The organism is Methylonatrum kenyense (genome assembly GCF_023195885.1).
GTDB classification, from domain to species: domain Bacteria; phylum Pseudomonadota; class Gammaproteobacteria; order Nitrococcales; family Aquisalimonadaceae; genus Methylonatrum; species Methylonatrum kenyense.
In genome coordinates, this window is record NZ_JALPKO010000002.1 from 158,146 (window position 1) to 180,054 (window position 21,909).

Genomic DNA, 21,909 nt, shown 5'->3' on the forward strand with positions numbered 1-21,909 from the left:
CGTGCACTGTTCCGTGTTCAAGGGCTCGCGCACGCCCGATACCTACCTCTTCCTGCCCGCCCGGCAACCGACCGATGCGGTGCCGCAACTCGTGTTGCAGCGCTTCGGCCAGCTGCAACACGTGATGGACCTGGTGTTGACGCCGGATCGCCAGCTGGCCCGGGTCGACGCACCGGTGTTACTGCGCGCATTGCTCACCCAGGGATGCTACATCCAGCTGCCACCGCAGGAAGAGCAACAGGGCGGACACGCCTGAGCGGCCGGCGATGGTTTCAGTCGCTGTCCAGCGGCCGCATCAGTCCTTCCTGGGTCACCGAGGCCACGTGCCGGCCGCCGGCGTCGAACAGGCTGCCGCGGCAGAATCCGCGCGCCTCGGCCGTGGTCGGCGTTTCCAGGTGATACAGCAGCCAGTCGTCGATGCGAAACGGACGGTGAAACCACATGGCGTGGTCCAGACTCGCCAGCTGCGTGCGGCCCTGAAAAATGGTGCGCCCATGGGGCAGCAGCGCCGTGCTCAGCAAGTGATAGTCCGAGGCATAGGCCAACAGCGCCCGATGCATCAGCGGATCGTCCGGCAGGGCTGCCGGCGCCCGCAGCCACAGATCCCGATGACTGTCCTGCCGGTCCGGATTCAACGGGTGCTGGGGTCGTACCGGCCGGACATCGATCGGTCGCGGCCGGTCGGCCAGTCGCCGATAGGGCTCCGTCAGCAGCTCACGATGCCGTCGCAGCAGCGTCCATTCGCTGTCGAGTCCATCGGCCGGCGGCACCTCGGGTGCCGGCAACTGGTGTTCATGTCCCTGTTCGGGCACATGGAACGAGGCGGACAGATTGAAGATCGGCCGACCGTGCTGAATGGCCACGACCCGCCGGGAAGAAAAGCTGCCACCGTCGCGGGCCCGTTCGACCTGAAAGATGATCGGCGCACCGGCATCCCCGGCGCGCAGGAAATAGGCATGCAGCGAATGCACCGGCCGCCCAGCATCGACGGTACGACCGGCGGCAACCAGGGCCTGGCCCAGGACCTGGCCGCCGAATACACGGCGGCCGACGATGTTGCGGCTCTCGCCGCGGAACAGATTATCCTCCAGCCGCTCGACGTCCAGAAGGGCGCAGAGCTGCCGCAGCAGGCCGCTAGCCTGGTCCTTGTCATTGGTCATAATGAGATCCTGTATCTGGCGCAGACGCTGGGGAAACGCTGACTTATTCGCACGCCTGCGTTGGAGTCCGCATTTTCTCCGAGGCAAGACACAAGGGTGCATTAAGCGCAGCGAATGCACGCGGTGTGATTCGTTACCATGATGCCAACCCGCGCTCGGTCACCGCCGCCGCCAATACCTTTCCCGGCCCTGGTTTGTTCGAACAACTTTGTTGTCCCGCCAACAGATCACACTGCGTGGGTCCGCTTCGCTTGACCCACCCTACGCCTCTACCGAACCGGCACCGCGGCTTGCCAGATGACCAAAACCGGTCTCAGGCGCAGACGCGGAAATAGATCAGCGTTTCCCTAACGTCGGACCAGCGACACCACCAGGCCGATACCGGCCAGGCCGAGCAGGGACAGGCTCCAGCCTGCGGCATCGCCGGGCAGCAGTGCGCTGGCGCGCTGATCCAGCAGGCTGACCACCAGCGCTGCCAGCGCCAGCACTCCGGTGGTGTAAAGGCCCAGGCGGAGTCGGTTGCCGCGTTGCTGGGCATCGCGCAACTCCTGCACCGCGGTCGCCTGCCGGCGCACGTCGTCGCGCAGGCGATCCAGGTCATCCACCGCCTGCATCAGCTTGCCGGGCAGGTCCGGCAGTTGTTCACCCCAGGCCGGCAGTTGCTGGCGAATGCGGCGTAGCAGCGCGCGACCGCCCAGTTGTTCGCGCATCCAGCGCTGCATGTATGGCTTGGCCGTCTGCCAGAGGTCCAGGTCCGGGTACAGATCACGGCCCAGGCCCTCGATGTTGAGCAGGGTCTTCTGCAGCAGCACCAGCTGCGGCTGCACCACCATGTCGAAGCGCCGTCCGGTCTCGAACAGGCGCAGCAGGACAGCGCCAAACGAGATGTCCCGCAACGGCCGTTCGAAGATCGGTTCGCAAACCGTGCGGATGGCGCCCTCGAATTCATCCACCCGGGTATCCGGAGGTACCCAGCCGGATTCCACATGCAGTTCCGCAACCCGGCGGTAGTCACGGTCAAAGAAGGCCAGGAAGTTTTCGGCCAGATAGCGGTGGTCGGTCGGGTTCAGGGTACCGACGATGCCGAAATCCACCGCGATATAGCGGGGATCCGCGGGATCCGTGGTGTCGACGAAGATATTGCCCGGGTGCATGTCGGCATGGAAGAAGCTGTCGCGGAACACCTGGGTGAAGAAGATCTCCACGCCCTTTTCCGCCAGCACCTTGAGATCCACGCCGCGGGCCCGCAGGGCCTCGATGTGGCCGATGGGCGTGCCGCTGACGCGTTCCATGACCATGACCGTGCGCCGGCTGTGCTCGAACATCACGTCCGGTACATACAGCTTGTCGGAATCCAGGAAGTTGCGCCGCAGCTGCGACGCATTGGCCGCCTCGCGCAGCAGGTCCAGTTCGTCGATCAGGTTGCGTTCGAATTCCTCCACCACTTCCCGCGGCCGCAGGCGGCGGCCCAGATCGGAGTAGCGTTGCAACACATCGGCGAAACTGTGCATGAGCTCCAGGTCACGCCGGATCACGCGGAAGATGCCCGGCCGCACCACCTTGACCACCACCTCGCGGCCATCCAGCAGCCGCGCGGAATGCACCTGGGCAATGGAGGCCGAGGCCAGCGGCACATCGTCGAAGCGCGCAAACACTGCATCCGGCGGGCAACCATAGGCCCGGGTGATGATGTCGCGGGCATCTGCCGCCGGGAACGGCGGCACCCGATCCTGCAGGTAGGACAACTGGTCGGCGATATCCGGCGGCAGCAGATCCCGTCGGGTCGACAGGATCTGACCGAACTTGACGAAGATCGGCCCCAGATCCTCCAGTGCCCGGCGAATGCGTTCACCGCGACTGTCCGGGTTGCGCCGGAACCAGGTCCAGGGTAGCAGCCAGCTCAGCCAGCGGACCGGCCGGAACAGCCGGGTGGCCAAGACCACCTCGTCCAGGCCGTGGCGGATCAGCACCAGGTTGATGCGAATCAGGTGGAGCATCTGCCGTGGCCGGATCATTCGGGTCTCCGGCGGCGTTCCAGACGACGCAGGCGTGCCTCCAGGCGATCCGCATCCGCCCGCAACCGGTCCACATCGTCGAGGAAATCCTCCACCTGCCACCGACTCGGCAGCAGCGCCTGCTCTTCGGTCAGATAGTCGGTCAGCGCTCCGGCATACTGGGAGCGCGCCTGGCGGAGCCAGCGGCGAGCCGCGCGGCCGGTCTCGCCCAGGCGATGCGCCGGCAGATCTCCGAGCATCCGCGCCAGTTGTTCCTCCCAGTCGATCTCGGTTCCGGCAAGCAGACTCCGCAGATCGCGGATCACGCCTAGGTCGCCGCTGAAACGCACCGCGTTGCCGCCTGCCTCGGGATCCCGGGCCAGCGCCAGCAGGGCCAGCGCATTGCCGCTGATTACCGCATCGGGCACTCGGGTCGCGTCGTCGCTGGCGCCGGCGGCAAGTTGCAGTGTCGCGTCCTCGACTGTCAGGTGCAGGCTCAGTGTCGGCGCACTCAGATGAATGGCAATCCAGCGGTCGTTCAGCCGCTCCAGCCGCTGCCGGCTTTCGGAATCAATGGCCAGCAGCCGGTTCAGGCTGCTGGCCAGGGTGTCGAGTGGGCGGTCCAACCAGTGCATAGCGCGCGTCCGCCCTCAGTAAACCCGGCCACGATGAACGGCCACGATGCCGCCGCTCATGTTGGTGTAATCGCAATCCTCCAGACCGGCGGCCTGCATCATGTCCCGCAACGTCTCCTGGTCCGGGTGCATGCGAATCGACTCCGCCAGATAGCGGTAGCTTTCGGCATCATCGGCAATCAGCTTGCCGAGGCGCGGCAGGATGCGAAAGGAATAGGCCTCGTAGAATGGCTCCAGCGGCGCGAGCCGCAGGCGCGAGAACTCGAGGATCAGCACCATGCCGCCCGGTTTCAGCACCCGTCGCATCTCCTCCAGCGCCGCTTCCTTGCGGGTCACATTGCGCAGGCCGAATGCCATGGTGATGCGGTCCATGCTGGCGTCGGCGAACGGCAGGTGCTCGGCATCGGCGAGCACGAAGTCCATGTCCGTCGCCAGGCCGCAATCGAGCATCCGGTCGCGGCCGCGGCACAGCATGGACTCGTTGATATCGGACATGATCACCCGGCCGGCATCACCCACCCGGGGCGCCATCAGCCGGGCCAGATCACCGGTGCCGGAGGCCAGGTCCAGCACCTGGTAGCCCGGGCGCAGGCCGGCCATGGCGACGGCCTGGCGTTTCCACAGCCTGTGCAGGCCGCCTGACATCAGGTCGTTCATCAGGTCATAGCGCCCTGCCACCGAGCGAAACACCTCGCCAACCCGGCGGGCCTTGTCGTCGGCCGGCACCCGCTGGAAGCCGAAGTCGGTGTCGTCGCCGCTCATTGACGGCCTCCGGCGGCGCCCTCGCGGCGCTGGTAGCCGGCGGCCTCCAGGCGCTCCAGGTAACGCTGCCAGAATTCCGCGTAATTGCTTCCGAGTTCGTAGAGGTAGTCCCAGCTGTAGAGTCCGGTGTGGTGGCCGTCGTCAAAATGCAGCCGCACCGCGTACTGGCCCACCGGTTCGATCTGCGTGATGTTGACGTCTTCCTTGTTGACCTGCAGCACTTCCTGCCCGGGCCCGTGGCCCTTGACGTCCGCCGACGGTGAGTGCACCCGCAAGTACTCGCAGCTCATGCTGAAGCTCTGGCCATCGTCGAAGGTCACGTCGAGGATGCGCGATTCCTGGTGCAGCTTGATTTCCGTTGGCGTGGGCATGACTGGAATGACTCCGAGTTTGGACGGGCGGAAGCCTGGACTGCGCCCATGATAAGGAACGAGGGGTATCGGGCGCCACGTCGTGACCAACGCGGCACCCTGCCTAGCCAGATGACCAAAGCCGGTCTCGGGCGCAGGCGCGGGAATAAGTCAGTGCTTCCCTAAAGAATATAGCGACTGAGATCCCGGTTCTGCGCCAGGTCGGAGAGGTGCTGGTCGACGTAGGCCGCATCCACGGTCACGGCCTGGCCGCCCTGATCCGAGGCCTCGTAGGAAATCGTCTCCAGCAGCCGTTCCATCACGGTATGCAACCGTCGGGCACCGATGTTCTCGGTGCCCTCGTTGACCTCCCAGGCCACCTGGGCGATGCGCGCGATGCCGTCCTCGGTGAAGCTCAGTTCACAGCCTTCGGTGCCAATCAGTGCCGTGTACTGCTCGGTGAGCGAGGCGTTGGGCTCGGTCAGTATGCGAACGAAGTCCTCCACCGACAGGGCATCCAGTTCGACCCGGATCGGCAGCCTGCCCTGCAGCTCGGGAATCAGGTCCGAGGGTTTGGACAGGTGGAAGGCGCCGGAGGCGATGAACAGGATGTGGTCGGTGCGCACCGAACCGTGCCGGGTGGAGACCGTGCTGCCCTCCACAAGCGGCAGCAGATCCCGCTGCACGCCCTCGCGGGAGACGTCGGCTCCGCCACTGCCGCCACCATCACTGCGCCGGGCAACCTTGTCGAGTTCGTCGAGGAAGACGATGCCGTGCTGTTCCACCCGCTCTACCGCGGCCAGCCGGATTTCCTCATCGTTGACCAGCTTGGCGGCCTCTTCCTCGCGCAGCACCTTGCGCGCGTCGCGAATCTTCATGCGCCGCTTGCGGGTGCGCTGGCCGCCCAGGTTCTGGAACATGTTCTGCAGCTGGCTGGTCATCTCCTCCATGCCGGGCGGTGCCATGATTTCCACACCAGGCTGCGAGGCGGAGACCTCCACCTCCACCTCGCGATCATCCAGGTCGCCGAAACGCAGTTTGTTACGGAACTTGGTCCGGGTCGCCGAATCGGCGGGCTCAGCCTCGCCGTCGTCCCACTGGGAGACCGTCGGCCGTGGCAGCAGGATGTCCAGCAGCCGTTCCTCGGCTGCCTCCTCGGCCCGGTAGCGGACCTGGTCCATGGCCTCTTCCCGAGTCAGCTTGATCGCCGAATCCACCAGGTCGCGGACGATGGATTCCACATCGCGGCCGACGTAACCCACCTCGGTGAACTTGGTGGCCTCGATCTTGATGAACGGCGCCCGCGCCAAACGTGCCAGCCGGCGAGCGATCTCGGTCTTGCCGACGCCGGTCGGCCCGATCATCAGGATGTTTTTCGGCGTGATTTCGCGTCGCAGATCCTCGTCCAGCTGGCTTCGCCGCCAGCGGTTCCGCAGCGCGATGGCGACGGCCCGTTTGGCGTTGCCCTGGCCGATGATGTAGCGGTCCAGTTCCTGGACGATTTCGCGTGGTGTCATTTCCGACATGAATGCGATCCCTCAGGCCTCGGGGCCCAGCTCTTCAATGGTGAGATGGTGGTTGGTGTAGATGCAGATGTCGGCGGCAATGTTCAGCCCGTTCTCGACGATTTTCCTGGCCGGCAGCGAGGTATGGTCCATCAGCGCGGTCGCCGCGGCCTGGGCGAACGGGCCGCCGGAGCCGATCGCGATCAGCTCGCGTTCCGGTTCGATCACGTCGCCGTTGCCGGAGATCATCAGGGTGCCGCTCTGGTCGGCGACCAGCAGCAGGGCTTCCAGGCGGCGCAGGGCGCGGTCCGAGCGCCAGTCCTTGGCCAGTTCCACTGCTGCACGCTGAAGGTTGCCGCGGTGTTTTTCCAGTTGCCCCTCGAAGCGCTCGAACAGCGTAAAGGCGTCCGCGGTGCCGCCGGCGAAGCCCGCCAGTACGCGATCGTGAAACAGTCGCCGGACCTTGCGCGCATTGCCTTTCATGACCGTATTGCCGAGCGAAACCTGGCCGTCGCCACCGATCACGACCTGGCCGTCCCGCCGCGCGGAGAGAATGGTGGTGCCTCTGAACTGATCCATGGACGCTCCGTTGGGAAGGGTTTACCGGGAACTGTGGGGTATGGGGGGTATCGGCACGCCCTTCAAGGATCAGGGGCGGAATTGGCCCGGGGTCGAACGCCCGCTATCCCCGCGCCCGCTTCGCCATCCAGGCACGATCCCGGCTTGGCGCCTGATACCTGCTTATTTTTTCCGCGCCCGCGGGTGGGCCTGATCATACACCTGTGCCAGGTGCTGGAAGTCCAGATGGGTGTAGATCTGGGTCGTGCCGATGTCGGCGTGGCCAAGCAATTCCTGGATTGCACGCAGGTCACCACTGGATTCCAGCAGGTGGCTGGCGAAGGCATGGCGCAGCATGTGCGGATGCACGTGGCGGTCCAGGCCGGTACTAGCCGCCAGTCGTTGCAGGCGGCTCTGGATGCTGCGGTGGGACAGCCGCTTGCCCTGTCGGCTGACGAACAGTGCGGCTTGCTGCTGCCCGGCGAATCGCGGCCGCAGTTCCAGCCAGGCGGCGAGCCTCCGGCGGGCCATGCCGCCCACCGGCAGGATGCGGGCGCGTGAACCCTTGCCGGTGACGTGCAGCATATCGCTGTCGGCGTCCACATCGCCCCGGTTCAGGGCCGCCACCTCTGCCAGTCTTAAACCGCAGGAGTAGATCAGCTCGAAGATCGCCACGTCCCGTTGTTGCAGTGGGTCGGTGGTGTCGGCGCCCTGATCCAGCAGCCGTGCGGTCTGGTCCGGGTCCAGCGTGGCCGGCAAGCGGCGTGGGCTCTTCGGTGCCCGGATATCCTGTGCCGGGTTGTTCTGGCAGAGGCCTTCCCGAATCAGAAAACGATAGAAACCGCGGATTGCCGACAACAACCGTTGCAGCGAACGGCCGCCGAGTCCGCGGCGGTGCTCACCGGCGACGAAGGCGCGGATATGGTGACTGTCGAGTTCGGTCCAGTGCTCCAGCCCGCTGGAATCGGCCCAGTCCGCCAGCCGGTCCAGGTCACGCCGGTAGTGTTTGCGGCTTAGTGGGGACAGGCGACGTTCGCTGGCCAGATGGCGGTCATGGCGATCAAGCCAGGCCAGCGCATCGTCGTTCTGCATGTTCTAGTGACTCAGGTGTGGTCGCAGCGCGCGCCCGGCCAGTTGTCCCAGTTGACGCAGGAACACGGTGCCCTGACTGGCGTGGAAGCGATCGGCCTGATAGCTGCCGATGGCCAGCAGGCCCATGGCGCTGCGGTCCGAGACCGGGATCAGTGCGGCGGATGCAACCTTGGCGGCGCTGTCGCCGAACAGGAAGGCAATCTGCTCGCTGGCGAGCCTGCCGCAGACCGGTTTCTCGTCCTGCAGGAAGCGCCGGAAGTGGGACAAGCTGCTGTCTTCCGGGGCGATGAAATCCTGATGTTTGGCTTGCAGCTTGCTGCTGTCGAACAGCCGCACGGCCACCATGTCGGCGGAAAAATGCTCCCGCAGGCCATCCTTGAGTGCGTGGAGCACGGCATCCAGGTCACTGCTGTCGAGCAGATCCAGGGTCAGCCGATGCAGGCGTTCGGAGAGACGGTCATTGTCCCGTGCAACCCGCACCAGCTCATCCAGGCGCCGGGCGGACTTGCGGTTCTGCTCGCGCAACACCTGCACCTGGTGCGAGATCAGCGACACTGCCTCACCGCATTCGTGAGGAATGCGCAACTGGGTCACCAGATCCGGGTGGCGGACGAAGAAGTCGGGGTTTTGCTCCAGGTACCTGGCAACCCCGTCTTCCGGCGGATCTTGCTCAAGCTCGGTTTCGTGCTGGGTGCTCATCCGCGTCTCCGGTCATGGGTCCGGTTCGGCACCGGCTTTTCCTCAGTCTATCCGTCATTCGCATTGTCGTCATCGGGCAGCAGTACCTGACCCTCGAATACGGTCTGCGCCGGACCGGTCATCCAGACGGGATTATCGCCACCCTGCCATTCGATGTGCAGGCGGCCGCCGGGAAGGTCCACCCGTACCGCCGGGCCCAGCACGCCCTGAATCTGGCCAACCACCGCCGCAGCGCAGGCACCGGTGCCGCAGGCCAGCGTCTCGCCGACGCCGCGCTCGAAAACCCGCAGTCGGATGTGGTCCGGGGCGAGCACCTGCATGAACCCAACATTGACGCGTTTCGGGAAACGGGGGTGGGCCTCGATCAGCGGCCCGAGTCGTTCTACCGGCGTGGTATCGAGTTCGTCGACCTGCAGCACGGCATGCGGGTTGCCCATGGAGACTGCGCCGATCTGCAACGTGCGACCATCCACCTCCAGCGCATACCGGCTGTCCTGAGTGGCGGCCTCGAACGGGATCGATGGCGGCGCCAGCCGCGGCGGTCCCATGTCCACGCGGATCTGGCTGTCCGCCAGACGCTGGATACGGGTCGGTCCACCCAGGGTCTGGATCACCAGCTCATCCGCCGTACTCAGGCCCTGTTCGGCCAGGAAGACGGCGAGGCAGCGCACACCATTGCCGCACTGTTCTACTTCGCCGCCGTCGGCGTTGAAGATCCGGTAGCGGAAATCGGCGCCGTCCTCGGTGGCGGGTGCGGCGAACAGGATCTGATCGCAGCCGATGCCGAAATGCCGGTCCGCCAGGAACCGCAGCTGCGCAGGGCTCAACTGGACCGGCTGACGGATGGCATCGATCACGACGAAATCGTTGCCGATGCCCTGCATCTTGCTGAACTGCAGCCGCCGCGTGGTATTCATGTTGCGGCACCGCTGTCATCGGGGAGCAGCCGCTCGCCCGCCAGCAGTTCCTCCACGGTCTCGCGCCGGCGGACCAGGTGAACCGTGTCGCCGTCCACCAGCAGTTCTGGCGGCCGCGGCCGCGTGTTGTAGTTCGAGGCCATGACGAAACCGTAGGCGCCGGAACTCATTACCGCCAGCAGATCACCGGTTTGCAGGCACAGGCTGCGGTCCTTGCCCAGAAAGTCGCCGGTCTCGCAGACCGGGCCGACCACATCGTAGTCGCGGCTTGCGCCATCCCGGGGTTGAGCCGGAAGGATGTCCTGCCATGCGGCATAAAGGGCCGGTCGCAACAGGTCATTCATCGCCGCATCGACCACGGCGAAGTTGTGGTGATCGGTGTGCTTCAGCACCTGCACACGGGTCAGCAGCACGCCAGCATTGGCAACGATGCTGCGGCCCGGCTCAATCAGCACCGTGAGGCCGCGATCCCGCAGCAGTGGCAGCACCGCTTCCGCATAGGCCGCCGGGCTCGGCGGCTGCTCGTCACGGTAGCGCACGCCGAGGCCGCCACCGATATCGATATGGCGGAGCCGCAGGCCGTCTTCGGCCAGGCGGTCGACCATCGCCAGCACACGATTCAGTGCATCGTGGAAGGGCGCCACCTGGGTCAGTTGGGAACCGATATGAAAGTCGACACCGACGAAATCCAGATTCGGATAGCGCGCGCGGTCCCGGTACAGGGCTTCCGCCTGATCCAGCGCGATGCCGAACTTGTTCTCCTTCAGCCCGGTGGCAATGTAGGGGTGGGTCTGCGCGTCCACATCCGGATTGACCCGCAGCGAAACCGGCGCCGTCGTGTCCAGGTGCTCCGCCACGGTCTGCAACTGGCCCAGCTCGGCCGCCGATTCGACATTGAAGCAGGCAATACCGGCCTGCAGCGCTCGCGCCATCTCGTACCGTGTCTTGCCGACCCCGGAGAACACCACGCTGGCAGGGTCGCCGCCGGCGCGCAGCACCCGTTCCAGTTCGCCGCCGGAAACGATATCGAAGCCCGAGCCCAGTCGCGCCAGCAGGCCCAGCACGGCCAGGTTGGAGTTGGCCTTGACCGCGTAACAGATGCGGTGGTCCACGCTGGAGAAGGCCGCGGCAAATTCCTGCCAGGCGGCGGTGATCGCGGCGCGCGAATAGACGTAGGCCGGTGTGCCGTGTTCCTCGGCGATGGCGTTCAGGGAAACCTGTTCGGCAAAGAGCCGCCCGTCCCGGTAGGCAAAGGGATGCATGCAAACTCCGTGGGCTGAGACCGTGTCAGGTGATGCGCTGGTCCTGCGCGGCCGGGGCGATGCTCTGCTCCTCGTCCTCGTCGGGCAGGAACAGCGGACCCTTCTGGCCACAGGCCGTGATCAGCAGGCAGCTCAGCAACATCAGCAGCAAACAGCGGCGCATGGTGGCCTCCGATCCGGCAAAGCAGGCAGTATACCGCCCGTGTCCAGTCAACGCAGGCTGCGCTGCAGACGTGGAAATGGAGAAGGTGCATGACGGAGAAACTGTTGGATGCCGTGGAGATCGGTGACGACGCGGCCCGCGCCTCGGTGATCTGGCTGCATGGCCTCGGCGCCGACGGCAATGATTTTCGACCCATCGTGCCGGAACTTCGGTTGCCGGCCTCGTCCGGGGTGCGGTTCATTTTCCCGCATGCGCCGGAACAGCCGGTGACACTCAACGGCGGCATGGTGATGCGGGCCTGGTACGACCTGATCTCGCTGGATCGGAGCGGTCGCCAGGACGAGGCCGGGATCAGGGCGGCGGCGGACCGGGTGCAAGCCCTGATTGAGCGGGAGAACAAGCGTGGCGTGCCGGATGAACGGATTATTCTCGCCGGGTTTTCCCAGGGCGGTGCGGTCGCACTGCACCTGGGCTTGCGTCATCCGCGCCGTCTGGCCGGCATCCTGGCGCTGTCCACCTACCTGCCGCTGCCGGAGACGGTCGCCGCCGAGCGCAGTGCCGCCAATGCGGAGACACCGATTTTCATGGCCCACGGAGCAATGGATCCGGTGCTGGAGCTGCGTCTCGGCGAACAGTCCCGCCAGGAACTGGCGTCACTGGGTTATGCAGTGGAATGGCACACCTATCCGATGGCGCATGCCGTTTGTATGGAAGAAATCATTGCCGTCGGGGAATGGATAACGGCGACGTTTAAGGTTTAATGTTTAAAGTTTTACGTTCAAAATCAGTAACCTAAAACCTAAAACCTAAAACCTAAAACCTAAAACCTAAAACCTAAAACCTAAAATGTCTAACGTCTAACGTTAAACCGCGCCTTCCAGGCGCTGCCTGGCCTCGGCGATGCGTTGCCGGACCTGGTTCGGTGCGGTGCCGCCGAAATGATCGCGGGCGGCGACCGAGCCCTCCAGCGTCAGGATCTTGTAGACATCCTCATCGATGGTCTCGGAGAAGCCGCGCAGGGTGGGCAGGTCCATATCTGCCAGGTCCATGTCCTGTTCGACCCCATGGCGTACCGCGGCACCGACGATGGCGTGGGCGTCGCGGAAGGGCACGCCCTTGCGTACCAGGTAGTCGGCCAGGTCGGTGGCGGTGGCGAAACCCTTTTTCGCTGCCGCATACATCGTGTCCTTCTTCACCTGCATGGCCGGCACCATGTCGGCAAAGGCGTGCAGACTGTCGCGTACCGTGTCGACGGTGTCGAACAGCGGCTCCTTGTCTTCCTGGTTGTCCCGGTTGTAGGCCAGCGGCTGCGATTTCATCAGCGTCAGCAGCGCCATCAGGTGCCCGTTCACGCGTGCGGTCTTGCCGCGCACGATCTCCGCCACATCCGGATTCTTCTTCTGCGGCATGATGCTGGAGCCCGTGCAGTAGCGGTCCGGCAGGTCGATGAAATCGACCAGCGGTGAGGCCCAGATGATCATCTCCTCGGCCATCCGCGAGGTGTGGGTCAGCAGGATCGAGGCGGCGGCGGTGAATTCCAGCGCGAAATCCCGATCCGAAACCGCGTCCAGGGAATTGCGGCTGGGGCGATCGAACTCCAGTTCGGCGCAGGTCATGTCGCGATCAATGGGAAAACTGGTGCCGGCCAGCGCCGCCGAGCCCAGCGGCATCACGTTCATCCGCTTGCGGCAGTCCTCGAAGCGCTCCTGGTCGCGCACCAGCATTTCGTACCAGGCCAGCATGTGGTGGCCGAAACTGACCGGCTGCGCCACCTGCAGATGGGTAAACCCGGGCAGGATGGTGTCCACTTCGCGCTCGGCCAGGTCCACCAGGCCCTGCTGGAAGCGCAGCAACTGGGCGCAAATCGTGTCAATCGCATCGCGCAGGTAGAGGCGAATGTCGGTGGCGACCTGGTCATTGCGCGAACGGCCGGTGTGCAACTTCTTGCCGGCCTCGCCGATGCGGTCGGTGAGCCGTTTCTCGATATTCATGTGCACATCTTCCAGCGCCGGCGACCAGTCGAAATCGTCCTGCTCGATGTCGGCGCGCAGGGCTGCCAGGCCCTCGATAATCGCGTCCCGCTCCGCGTCGCTGAGCACCCCGGCCGTGGCCAGCATGCGGGCGTGGGCGATGGAGCCGCGGATATCCTGCGCATACAGCCGGCGGTCGAAATGCTCGGAGGCGGTGAACGCCTCGACGAAGGCATCGGTGGCCTCGGTGAAACGGCCGGTCCAGAGCTGGCTGGAAGTACGCTTGGTCATCGGGGCTGCTTCCTGCAGTGGGGTTGAAACGGCGGCACAGTATAGCAATCCGCACGGCGCAGACAGCAGGTGCTTGTTCCAGCGGCCCCGATCAGCCCATGCTGAAGGTGGCTACGGGGAGAGGGACAGGGATGGTGGAGTCGGAACGGGAGCGGCGCACGAACTGCTTTCTGCCGGAATTCTGCCGTCTGCAGACCCTGTTCGCGGTGGTGGTCATCGCCCAGCTGCTGGTCTTTGTCATGGTGCTGGTGCAGCCCCAGGGCGTCGATCGCTGGACTGCACTCAGCCTGTACAGCCTGTTCGTGCAGTGGGTGGCGCTGGCCAGCACCCTGGTACTCTGCCTGACGCGGCCATTGTTGTGTCGCCTGTCGATGGCCCAGGCGGGCGTCATCGCCTGGTTGCTGGTGCTGCTGGTGACCCTCCTGGTCGGCGAAGTGGCGCGTCAGGTGCTGCCGGGGATGGTCACGCGCGAAGCCTGGGAGATCCATGCCCGAAATCTCGCGATTAGTGGAATCGCGGCGGCGGTCAGCCTGCGCTATCTGCATCAGCAGTTTGCCTGGCGGCGGCGCCTGGAGACCCTGACCCGGAGCCGGATCGAGGCCCTGCAGGCGCGGATCCGGCCGCATTTCCTGTTCAACAGCCTGAACACGATCCTTGCCCTGATTCGGCAGCGACCCGAAGCGGCCGAGGTCGCGGTGGAGGATCTGTCCGGGCTTTTTCGCGCCAGCCTGGCCGAGGTCGACCGGCTGGTGCCGCTGGAGCGTGAGCTGGACCTGGCGCGCAACTACCTGCGACTGGAGGAACTGCGCCTGGGTGAGCGCCTGCAGCTGGACTGGCAGCTGGCGTCGGCGCCGGAGGATGCCCTGCTGCCGCCAATGAGCCTGCAGCCATTGCTGGAGAACGCGGTCCGTCACGGCATCGAGCCGCGGCGTGACGGTGGCGTGATCCGGGTCGAGGGGCGGCTGCGTGGCGACAGGGTGCAGATCGATATCCGAAATCCGCTGGCCGGCCGCGACTGGCAATCGGACGGAAGCGGAACCGCACAGCGCAACGTCGCCGAGCGCCTGCAACTGGCGTTCGGTAACGCGGCATCGTTCACGGCTTCGGAGGACGAGGAAACCTATGCTGTGCACATGGCCTTTCCGTATCGCAGGGAGTCGGCATGAGGGTATTGATCGTCGATGACGAGGGTCTCGCCCGGGAACGCCTGGCGCAGCTGGTCAGTGACCTGGGCGGCCATCAGGTGGTGGGTGCGGCCAGGGACGGTGAGGACGCGCTGCAACAGGTTGCGGAACTCAAGCCCGACGTGGTGCTGATGGATATCCGCATGCCGGGCATGGACGGATTGCAGGCGGCGGCGCAGCTGAACGGCGGCGAGGCCGACGCGCCGCGTGTGATCTTCGTTACCGCCTATGGTGACCACGCGCTGGAGGCGTTCGACCTGCAGGCCGCCGATTACCTGTTGAAACCGGTGAACCGCGAGCGGCTGGCTGCTGCCCTGGAGCGGGCGGCCCGCGACCAGGCCGCACAGCGTCTGGAGGTCTCGGCGCAGCCTGCACCGCATGTGCTGTGCCGGCGGCGCGGTGATCTGCATCTGATTCCGCTGGAGCGAAGCCGCTATTTCGAGGCAGAGCAGAAATATGTCACCGCCGTGCACGATGATGGTGAAGACCTGATTGACGATTCGCTGCGTCAACTGGAGGACCGGTTTCCGAGCCTGCTGCTGCGTATCCACCGCAAGGCGCTGGTCTGCCGTGACCGCATCGAGGGGCTGGAGAAGGACATCAACGGTCGGCACATGCTGGTGCTGCGGGATTCCGGTGAAAGGCTGGAGGTCAGTCGGCGACACCTGCCCGAGGTCCGACGGGTGTTACGTGAGCTCGGTTCCTGAGACGTCGGCCTGCGGTTCGGCCCTGCAACGCAGCCGTGGCATCATGACGGCCCGGTCGACAGATTGGCTGTGCCTGTCCGGGCCAACCAGGGCGCGTTCGAACCGCAGCCGTCGCTAATGAACCAAAGGGGGTCCGATGAAGGATCTGTTGCGCATTGCCACGCGCAAATCGCCGCTGGCCGTCTGGCAGGCGGAACATGTTGCCTCGCTGCTCAAGCAGCGCCATCCCGGGCTTTCCGTCGAGCTGGTGCGGATGAGCACCCGCGGCGACCGCATATTGGATGCGCCCTTGGCGCGGATTGGTGGCAAGGGGCTGTTTCTGAAGGAGCTGGAGCAGGGGCTGCTGGAAGAGACCGCCGACATCGCGGTGCATTCGATGAAGGACGTGCCGGCTGAGATCACGCCGGACTTGCAGTTGCCGGTGATCCCGGAGCGCGGCGATCCCTGCGATGCCTTCGTTTCCAATGAGCATGCCAGCTTGCTCGATCTTCCACGCGGCGCGCGGGTGGGAACCGCCAGCCTGCGGCGTCAGTGCCAGATCCTTGCCTTGCGGCCGGACCTGGAGATCGAAACCCTGCGCGGCAGCGTCAACACCCGCCTGCAGAAACTCGACGACGGCAAGTTCGACGCCATCATTCTCGCCGCCGCGGGCCTGCGACGCCTGGAACTGAGCGAGCGCATCCGGTATCTGGTGCCGCCGGAGGAGGTGTTGCCGGCCGTGGGTCAGGGCGCCCTGGGAATCCAGTGTCGGCAACGCGACAGTGAGGTCGAGCGGCTGATCGCGCCGCTGGATCATACCGAGAGCCACATCCGGGTGGAGGCCGAGCGGGGCCTGAACCGCCAACTTCAGGGGAGTTGCCAGATTCCGATCGCCGCCTATGCCACCCTGGACGGTGACGAGTTGCACCTGCGCGGCCTGGTCGGTTCCACTGATGGACAGGAGATCGTGCGTGGCGAGATCCGCGGTGTCGCGGTCGATGCCGACGAGTTGGGCACGCGGCTCGGCCAGGATCTGCTGGCCCGCGGGGCAGACCGTATCCTGCGTGACGTGCTGGCCGCCGCCGATGCCCAGCCGCCGCACTCCTGAGCAGATGCGCATCCTGGTGACGCGGCCGGCGCACCAGGCGGGCCCGCTGTGCCGTCTGTTGCGGGAATCGGGTTTTCGTGTCTTGCGTTTTCCGGTCATCGGTATCGTCTGGCGACGCCTGAACGACGATGAGGCCGTGCTGCTGCGCACGGCGGCAGAACAGGAATTGCTGCTTTTCACCAGTGTGAACGCCGTGCAGGGCTTTACTGACCTGCTACGGGACCGCGATTTGCCGGTTCCGCGCCACCTGCTGGTGGCGGCCATCGGTGCCAGTACCGCAGCGGCCTTGCACGCGGCGGGTTTTGACCAGGTGCTGGCGGCGCCTCCGCCATACACCAGTGAGGCCTTGCTGGCTCTGCCACAATTGCGGGGGCTGGAGGGGCGGCCGGTGATGCTGGTCACCGGCGAAGGTGGTCGCGGCCTGATCGCCCGTCAACTGCGGCAGGATGGAGTGGTCCTGAAGGTATTGCCGGTCTATCGTCGGGTTCTGCCCGATACTGCAGCTGAACCCCTGCGGCAGGCCCTGGCAGAGGGCGATCTGCATCTGTCGATCGTCACCAGTGGAGAGGCCCTTGCCAATCTGCAACGACTGGCGGGGCCACGGGCCTGGTCACGTCTGCAGGAGCTGCCTCTGCTGACCGTCAGTGAGCGGCTGGCAGAGACCGCGAAACGGGCCGGCTTCACTGCCAGCATTCTGGTCACTCGGGCCAGCGATGCAGCTTTGGTCCATGCCGTAGTAGGCTGGAGTGAACAGATCACGAGAGGCGGACATGCCCATGAGCGATGACAAGCAGCGTGAATCGGACACCAAGGAACAGGCCGCGGAGCATGACGAAGCCTCTGTCGACGCCGCGGCGGAATCGCAACAGGAGGGTTCCCGGCCAGAGGATGATGGCGGGCCGGGCGGCGAGCGGACGCCGTCCAGCGAGACGTCCGGCGGCGGTCGAGGAAGTGGTATTGCCATCCTGGCGTTGATCATCAGTCTGCTGCTGGCAATGGCGCTGGCCGTCGGCGGCTGGTTGTTGTGGCAGCGCCAGCAAGAGTTGATCGGCGCTCAGGACACTGTTGCCGATGCCGATGAGGTGGCGGCGCTGCGCGATGACCTGGAATCCGGTCTGGACGAGATTCGTGACTCGGCGGTGGCGCGCGCGGATCGACTGGAGGGGCGCGTCGACAACCTGGCCGCCGAACATCAGGCGCATGTGCAGACGCTGGCCCGTGCGGAAGAATTGATGCAGGGCGTTCGCGAGCGCCAGTCGCGTGTCGATGAACGCCTCGAGCGCCTGCAGGAGTTGACCGACGACCGGCGGGAGGAGTGGGCCCGGACCGAAGTCGAGTACCTGCTCGGGCTGGCGGTGCATCGCGTGCGCCTGTACCAGGATCCCGACAGCGCACTGGCAGCCCTGCGCGAGGCGGATGCCATATTGCGGGCGCTGGACGCGGATACCGTTAATCAACGCCGGGCGATTCGCGACGCCATTGAGGCCTTGTTGGACGTGCGCTTGCCGGACCGGGGTGCGCATGCCGTCGAGCTGCGCGAGTTGATGACCTCGCTGGATGATTTCGCCGTGCATCAGCCAGACACCCGGCTTGACCCGCAGGCCATGGGGCGGCAGCGGGACGCCGAACTGGATTCCGTCGAGGGCTGGCGTGAAGCCGGTGCACGCGCCTGGCTGCAGTTCCGTGAGAGTCTGGCCAGCCTGGTGGTCGTGCATCGCGGCGAACCGGCGCCACCGCTGATGGGAGCGGAAGAAGAGTGGTACCTGCGGGAAAACCTGCGGCTGAGCCTGCAAGGGGCCCGGATCGCCCTGCTGCTGGGCGATCAGCGCGTCTGGGAAGACAGCCTTGGCGAGGCCGATGACTGGCTGCAGCGCTACTTCCAGCAGGATGACGGCGTACGCGCCGCGCGGGAAAGGCTGCAGGAACTGAAGGCGCTGGAGCTGCGGCCGGAACTGCCTGATCTGGCGGAGTTGTTGCCGGAACTGGATCGGTTCGATGAGGCCGAGGAGGACGACTCATGATCCGCCTTTTCCTGCTGCTCGCCGCGCTCCTGCTGAGCGTGATCGCGGCCCTCTGGTTCCACCATCAGGGCGGCTATGTGATGGTCAACGTCGGCCAGACCACCCTGGAAACCAGTCTTTTCCTTGCCGTGGCGGTCGCCGTGATCCTGGTCCTGCTCGGCTATGCGCTGCTGCGAGCGCTGATCCGTCTTGTGCGCACACCGGGCAGCTTCCGGCGCTGGATGCAGCGGCGGCGTCTCGGCGGCGCCCGCGATCGACTCGTGCGTGGTCTGCTCCGGATCATGGAGGGTCGCTACGCCGAGGCCGAGCGGTCACTGGCCCGGTCTGCGCCCAAGGCCGATGTCCCCCTGCTGCACTACCTTTGCGCGGCGTTAGCCGCCCATGGCCTGGGTGCGACCGCGCGGCGCGACGATTATCTGGCGCAGGCTGATCGCAGTGATTCCCAGGCGCGGCTCGCCGTGGGCCTGGTGCAGGCCCGTTTCAGTCTGGAGGACAAGCAGTGGGAGACAGCATTCGCCAGCCTGACCTATCTGAACGAGAAATGGCCGCGTCAGGCCCGGGTGCGGGAATTGCTGGCGCGGGTCTGCGAACCGCTCGGTGAATGGGACCGCCTGTTGAGCCTGCTGCCCGGACTTCGCCGTGAAGGACGCATGGATGAAGCGACCCTTGCCCGACTCGAGCGGACCGCCGCCATCGGCAGTCTGCGCAATGCCGCCCGGCTGGATGAGTCGGCGCTGACCAGGGCCTGGAATGGCCTGCCGCGCTCCGCCAACGATGATCGCGAGGTGGCGCTCTGTTACGTTGACTGCCGCATGCAGTTTTCCACCGCCGATGCCGAGGCAGAGCGGATTTTGCGACAACGTTTGCATCGGGAGTGGCGCAGCGAATGGGTCGACCGCTACGGTCGGCTGGAACTCGCCGATTCCAGTGCGCCGCTGCGACAGGTCGAGTCGTGGCTGAAGCAGCGCCCGGAAGACGCGGCGCTGCTGCTGGCAGCCGGCCGACTGGCTATCTGCAACGGACTCTGGGGGCGGGCCCGTTCCTATCTGGAGGCCGCGGTGTCCCGGGAGCCCAGCGGCGAGGCCTGCTATCTGCTCGGCAGCATGCAGGAGCGCCTGGGCGAGATCGACAAGGCTTTGGCATCGTACCGTCGCGCCTCCGAACTCGGTGCCGCGTTCCATCCGCCGGCCGGTCTCCGGCAATTGCGCAAACCGCTGCCAAACATGGCGGAGAGTTAGGTTCGCGTACTAGTCTGTGCCGCTTTCCAGCATGCTGGCCTCCACCGCGGCCAGCGCCGTCATGTTCATGATGCCGCGGGTGGTGGTGGACGGCGTCAGGATGTGCGCCGGCTTGTTGGTGCCGAGCAGGATCGGTCCCACCGAGACGCCGTCACCCATGATCTTGAGCAGGTTGAAGGCGATGTTCGCGGCATCCAGTGTCGGCAGGATCAGCAGATTCGCGTTTCCCTTCAGCCGGGAGTTGGGGAAGATTCGCTGGCGGATGGTTTCCGACAGCGCGGCATCGCCGTGCATCTCGCCCTCGACCTCCAGCGAAGGGTCGCGTGCCTCGATCAGTTGCAGTGCCTCCCGCATCTTGGCCGCCGATGCGGCATCCGAGGATCCGAAACTGGAGTGGGACAGCAGCGCCACCTTGGGTGTGACGCCAAAGCGGCGGACCTCGTCGGCGGCGAGAATCGTCATCTCGGCGATCTGTGCCGCAGTCGGGTCGGCGGACACATAGGTATCGCAGAGGAAGAAGGTGCCCTTGGGCAGGATCAAGGCGCTCATCGCCGCCAGATTGCGCACGCCGGGGCGCCGGCCGAGCACCGATTCGATGTAGTTCAACTGGCGGTGGTAGCGGCCCACCGTGCCGCAGATCAGTGCGTCGGCTTCGCCCCGGTAGACCATCAGCGAGGCAATCACGGTGTTGCGCGTGCGCACGATATTGCGCGCCTGGTCGGGCGTGACGCCACGGCGTTCCATCAGGCTGTGGTAGAGCGTCCAGTATTCGCGGTAACGCGGATCGTCTTCCGGATCGGCCAGCTCGACGCTCTCGCCGATGACCAGGCGCAGCCCCAGACGCCGGATGCGCATCTCCACCACCTTGCGGCGGCCGATCAGGATCGGTGCGGCCAGTCCGTCATCCACCACCACCTGCACGGCGCGCAGCACGCGTTCCTGTTCCCCCTCGGCATAGACCACGCGCTTGAGGCTGCGGCGGGCCCGTTCGAACAGGGGCTTCATGACCAGGCCAGACTGGAACACAAACTGGTTCAGTCGCAGCCGGTAGGCCATGAAATCCTCGATCGGCCGTGTTGCGACACCGCTGTCCATCGCCGCCTTGGCCACGGCCGGCGCGATGCGGGAGATCAGGCGCGGGTCGAATGGCTTCGGAATCAGGTATTCCGGGCCGAAGCGCAGCGGCTTGCCGCCATAGGCGGCGACCACCACGTCGGATGACTCCTGCATCGCCAGGTCGGCGATGGCCTCGACGCAGGCCAGCTTCATCTCCTCGTTGATGCTGGTGGCGCCGACATCCAGGGCGCCGCGGAAGATGAACGGAAAGCACAGCACATTGTTGACCTGGTTCGGATAATCCGAGCGTCCGGTTGCCATCACGCAGTCGGGACGGACCTCCTGCGCGACTTCCGGCAGGATCTCCGGCACCGGGTTGGCCAGCGCCAGGATCAGCGGCTTGTCGGCCATGGTCTGGGCCATCTCGGCGGTCAGCACGCCCGGGGCGGACAGGCCCAGGAAGACGTCGGCGCCGGCGATGATGTCGGCCAGGCTGCGCGCCTCGGTCTCGCGCGCATAGATCGCCTTGCGCGGGTCGAGATCAGTGCGGCCGCTATGCACCACGCCGTCGCGGTCGGTGACGACGATGTTTTCCGGCTTCATGCCCAGGCCGACCAGCAGATCCAGGCAGGCGATGGCGGCCGCACCGGCCCCGGAACAGACCAGGCGCACCTCCTCCAGTGATTTCTGCACCACCCGCAGGCCATTGCGGATGGCGGCGGCCGTGATGATCGCAGTGCCATGCTGGTCATCATGGAACACCGGAATGTTCATGCGCTCCTTGAGCCGCGCTTCGATCTCGAAGCACTCCGGTGCCTTGATGTCCTCCAGATTGATGCCGCCGAAGGTCGGTTCCAGGCTGGCAATGATGTCCACCAGTTTGTCCGGGTCCCGTTCCTCGATCTCGATATCGAAGACGTCGATGCCGGAGAACTTCTTGAACAGGACAGCCTTGCCTTCCATCACCGGTTTCGAGGCCAGTGGACCGATGGCACCGAGGCCAAGCACCGCCGTGCCGTTGCTGATCACGCCAACCAGGTTGCCGCGGGATGTCAGGTTCGCCGCCTCCTGGGGGTCCTGAACGATCAGGTCGCAGGCGGCCGCCACGCCCGGCGAGTAGGCCAGTGCCAGGTCCCGCTGATTGGCCAGCGGCTTGCTCGGGCTGATCGTGAGTTTCCCGGGGCTGGGGTAGCGATGGTACTCAAGGGCGGCATCACGCAGGTCGTCGGCCATGACGGGCTTGTCTCCGGTCGGGTTG

General features: G+C 65.6%; 22 protein-coding genes. 8 read left to right on the forward strand and 14 right to left on the reverse strand.

Translation table 11 applies throughout. The features are described from left to right. The first annotated feature begins 1 nt into the window (after window position 1). Complete coding sequence (locus M0534_RS02885; RefSeq protein ID WP_248566913.1) at window positions 2–256, forward strand: YcgL domain-containing protein; 255 nt, start codon at window positions 2–4, stop codon at window positions 254–256. 16 nt (window positions 257–272) lie between these two features. Here the strand turns inward: M0534_RS02885 and M0534_RS02890 are convergent, their stop codons facing one another. The 12 genes from M0534_RS02890 to lptM all read right to left on the reverse strand — a co-directional run bounded on the left by M0534_RS02890 (window position 273) and on the right by lptM (window position 11,097). Next, window positions 273–1,160 (reverse strand): acyl-CoA thioesterase, encoded by an 888-nt coding sequence (locus M0534_RS02890; protein WP_248566914.1) that lies wholly within the window; start codon window positions 1,158–1,160, stop codon window positions 273–275. Between the two features lie 347 nt (window positions 1,161–1,507). Further along, a complete protein-coding gene (ubiB, locus tag M0534_RS02895; RefSeq protein ID WP_248566915.1) occupies window positions 1,508–3,175 on the reverse strand; it encodes a ubiquinone biosynthesis regulatory protein kinase UbiB in 1,668 nt (555 codons plus the stop codon). Then, window positions 3,172–3,789 (reverse strand): ubiquinone biosynthesis accessory factor UbiJ, encoded by a 618-nt coding sequence (locus M0534_RS02900; RefSeq protein ID WP_248566916.1) that lies wholly within the window; start codon window positions 3,787–3,789, stop codon window positions 3,172–3,174. Before M0534_RS02900 ends, ubiB begins: the two co-directional genes overlap by 4 nt. Window positions 3,790–3,804: 15 nt before the next feature. Further along, window positions 3,805–4,551 carry a bifunctional demethylmenaquinone methyltransferase/2-methoxy-6-polyprenyl-1,4-benzoquinol methylase UbiE gene (ubiE, locus tag M0534_RS02905; RefSeq protein ID WP_248566917.1) on the reverse strand — a complete coding sequence of 249 codons (747 nt, stop codon included), beginning with the start codon at window positions 4,549–4,551 and terminating at the stop codon, window positions 3,805–3,807. Beyond that, window positions 4,548–4,922 carry a gamma-butyrobetaine hydroxylase family protein gene (locus M0534_RS02910; RefSeq protein ID WP_248566918.1) on the reverse strand — a complete coding sequence of 125 codons (375 nt, stop codon included), beginning with the start codon at window positions 4,920–4,922 and terminating at the stop codon, window positions 4,548–4,550. Before M0534_RS02910 ends, ubiE begins: the two co-directional genes overlap by 4 nt. Window positions 4,923–5,083: 161 nt before the next feature. Continuing rightward, a complete protein-coding gene (gene hslU / locus M0534_RS02915; RefSeq protein WP_248566919.1) occupies window positions 5,084–6,427 on the reverse strand; it encodes an ATP-dependent protease ATPase subunit HslU in 1,344 nt (447 codons plus the stop codon). Window positions 6,428–6,439: 12 nt separating this feature from the next. Beyond that, window positions 6,440–6,985 (reverse strand): ATP-dependent protease subunit HslV, encoded by a 546-nt coding sequence (hslV, locus tag M0534_RS02920; RefSeq protein ID WP_248566920.1) that lies wholly within the window; start codon window positions 6,983–6,985, stop codon window positions 6,440–6,442. A 162-nt stretch (window positions 6,986–7,147) separates the two neighbouring features. Beyond that, the gene (gene xerC / locus M0534_RS02925; protein WP_248566921.1) at window positions 7,148–8,056 is read right to left on the reverse strand and encodes a tyrosine recombinase XerC; all 909 of its coding nucleotides are present in this window, start codon (window positions 8,054–8,056) and stop codon (window positions 7,148–7,150) included. 3 nt (window positions 8,057–8,059) lie between these two features. After that, complete coding sequence (locus tag M0534_RS02930) at window positions 8,060–8,755, reverse strand: DUF484 family protein (protein ID WP_248566922.1); 696 nt, start codon at window positions 8,753–8,755, stop codon at window positions 8,060–8,062. A gap of 47 nt (window positions 8,756–8,802) precedes the next feature. Beyond that, window positions 8,803–9,672, reverse strand: coding sequence for a diaminopimelate epimerase (gene dapF / locus M0534_RS02935; protein ID WP_248566923.1), 870 nt, complete (start codon window positions 9,670–9,672; stop codon window positions 8,803–8,805). Next, window positions 9,669–10,934 carry a diaminopimelate decarboxylase gene (lysA, locus tag M0534_RS02940; protein ID WP_248566924.1) on the reverse strand — a complete coding sequence of 422 codons (1,266 nt, stop codon included), beginning with the start codon at window positions 10,932–10,934 and terminating at the stop codon, window positions 9,669–9,671. The genes dapF and lysA overlap by 4 nt, the downstream gene beginning before the upstream one ends. 25 nt (window positions 10,935–10,959) lie before the next feature. After that, the gene (lptM, locus tag M0534_RS02945) at window positions 10,960–11,097 is read right to left on the reverse strand and encodes an LPS translocon maturation chaperone LptM (protein ID WP_248566925.1); all 138 of its coding nucleotides are present in this window, start codon (window positions 11,095–11,097) and stop codon (window positions 10,960–10,962) included. An 89-nt stretch (window positions 11,098–11,186) separates the two neighbouring features. Here lptM and M0534_RS02950 point away from each other — a divergent pair, with 89 nt between their 5' ends. After that, entirely contained in the window at window positions 11,187–11,858 is a 672-nt protein-coding gene (locus M0534_RS02950; RefSeq protein WP_248566926.1) for an alpha/beta hydrolase, read from the forward strand. 102 nt (window positions 11,859–11,960) lie between these two features. Here M0534_RS02950 and argH read toward each other — a convergent pair whose 3' ends face one another. After that, a complete protein-coding gene (gene argH / locus M0534_RS02955) occupies window positions 11,961–13,358 on the reverse strand; it encodes an argininosuccinate lyase (protein WP_248566927.1) in 1,398 nt (465 codons plus the stop codon). A gap of 131 nt (window positions 13,359–13,489) precedes the next feature. Between argH and M0534_RS02960 the strand changes: the two genes are divergently transcribed. The 6 genes from M0534_RS02960 to M0534_RS02985 all read left to right on the forward strand — a co-directional run bounded on the left by M0534_RS02960 (window position 13,490) and on the right by M0534_RS02985 (window position 19,595). Continuing rightward, window positions 13,490–14,524: a sensor histidine kinase gene (locus M0534_RS02960; RefSeq protein WP_248566928.1), complete on the forward strand. Its 1,035-nt coding sequence runs from the start codon at window positions 13,490–13,492 to the stop codon at window positions 14,522–14,524. Next, window positions 14,521–15,249, forward strand: coding sequence for a LytR/AlgR family response regulator transcription factor (locus tag M0534_RS02965; protein WP_248566929.1), 729 nt, complete (start codon window positions 14,521–14,523; stop codon window positions 15,247–15,249). The genes M0534_RS02960 and M0534_RS02965 overlap by 4 nt, the downstream gene beginning before the upstream one ends. A 136-nt stretch (window positions 15,250–15,385) precedes the next feature. Then, window positions 15,386–16,336: a hydroxymethylbilane synthase gene (gene hemC / locus M0534_RS02970; protein WP_248566930.1), complete on the forward strand. Its 951-nt coding sequence runs from the start codon at window positions 15,386–15,388 to the stop codon at window positions 16,334–16,336. After that, a complete protein-coding gene (locus M0534_RS02975) occupies window positions 16,314–17,123 on the forward strand; it encodes a uroporphyrinogen-III synthase (protein ID WP_248566931.1) in 810 nt (269 codons plus the stop codon). The genes hemC and M0534_RS02975 overlap by 23 nt, the downstream gene beginning before the upstream one ends. Continuing rightward, a complete protein-coding gene (locus M0534_RS02980) occupies window positions 17,113–18,357 on the forward strand; it encodes a uroporphyrinogen-III C-methyltransferase (protein WP_248566932.1) in 1,245 nt (414 codons plus the stop codon). Before M0534_RS02975 ends, M0534_RS02980 begins: the two co-directional genes overlap by 11 nt. Next, window positions 18,354–19,595, forward strand: a complete 1,242-nt coding sequence (locus M0534_RS02985) for a heme biosynthesis HemY N-terminal domain-containing protein (RefSeq protein WP_248566933.1) — start codon at window positions 18,354–18,356, stop codon at window positions 19,593–19,595. Before M0534_RS02980 ends, M0534_RS02985 begins: the two co-directional genes overlap by 4 nt. Window positions 19,596–19,604: 9 nt before the next feature. Here the strand turns inward: M0534_RS02985 and M0534_RS02990 are convergent, their stop codons facing one another. Further along, window positions 19,605–21,884: an NADP-dependent malic enzyme gene (locus tag M0534_RS02990; RefSeq protein WP_248566934.1), complete on the reverse strand. Its 2,280-nt coding sequence runs from the start codon at window positions 21,882–21,884 to the stop codon at window positions 19,605–19,607. Window positions 21,885–21,909 lie beyond the last annotated feature (25 nt).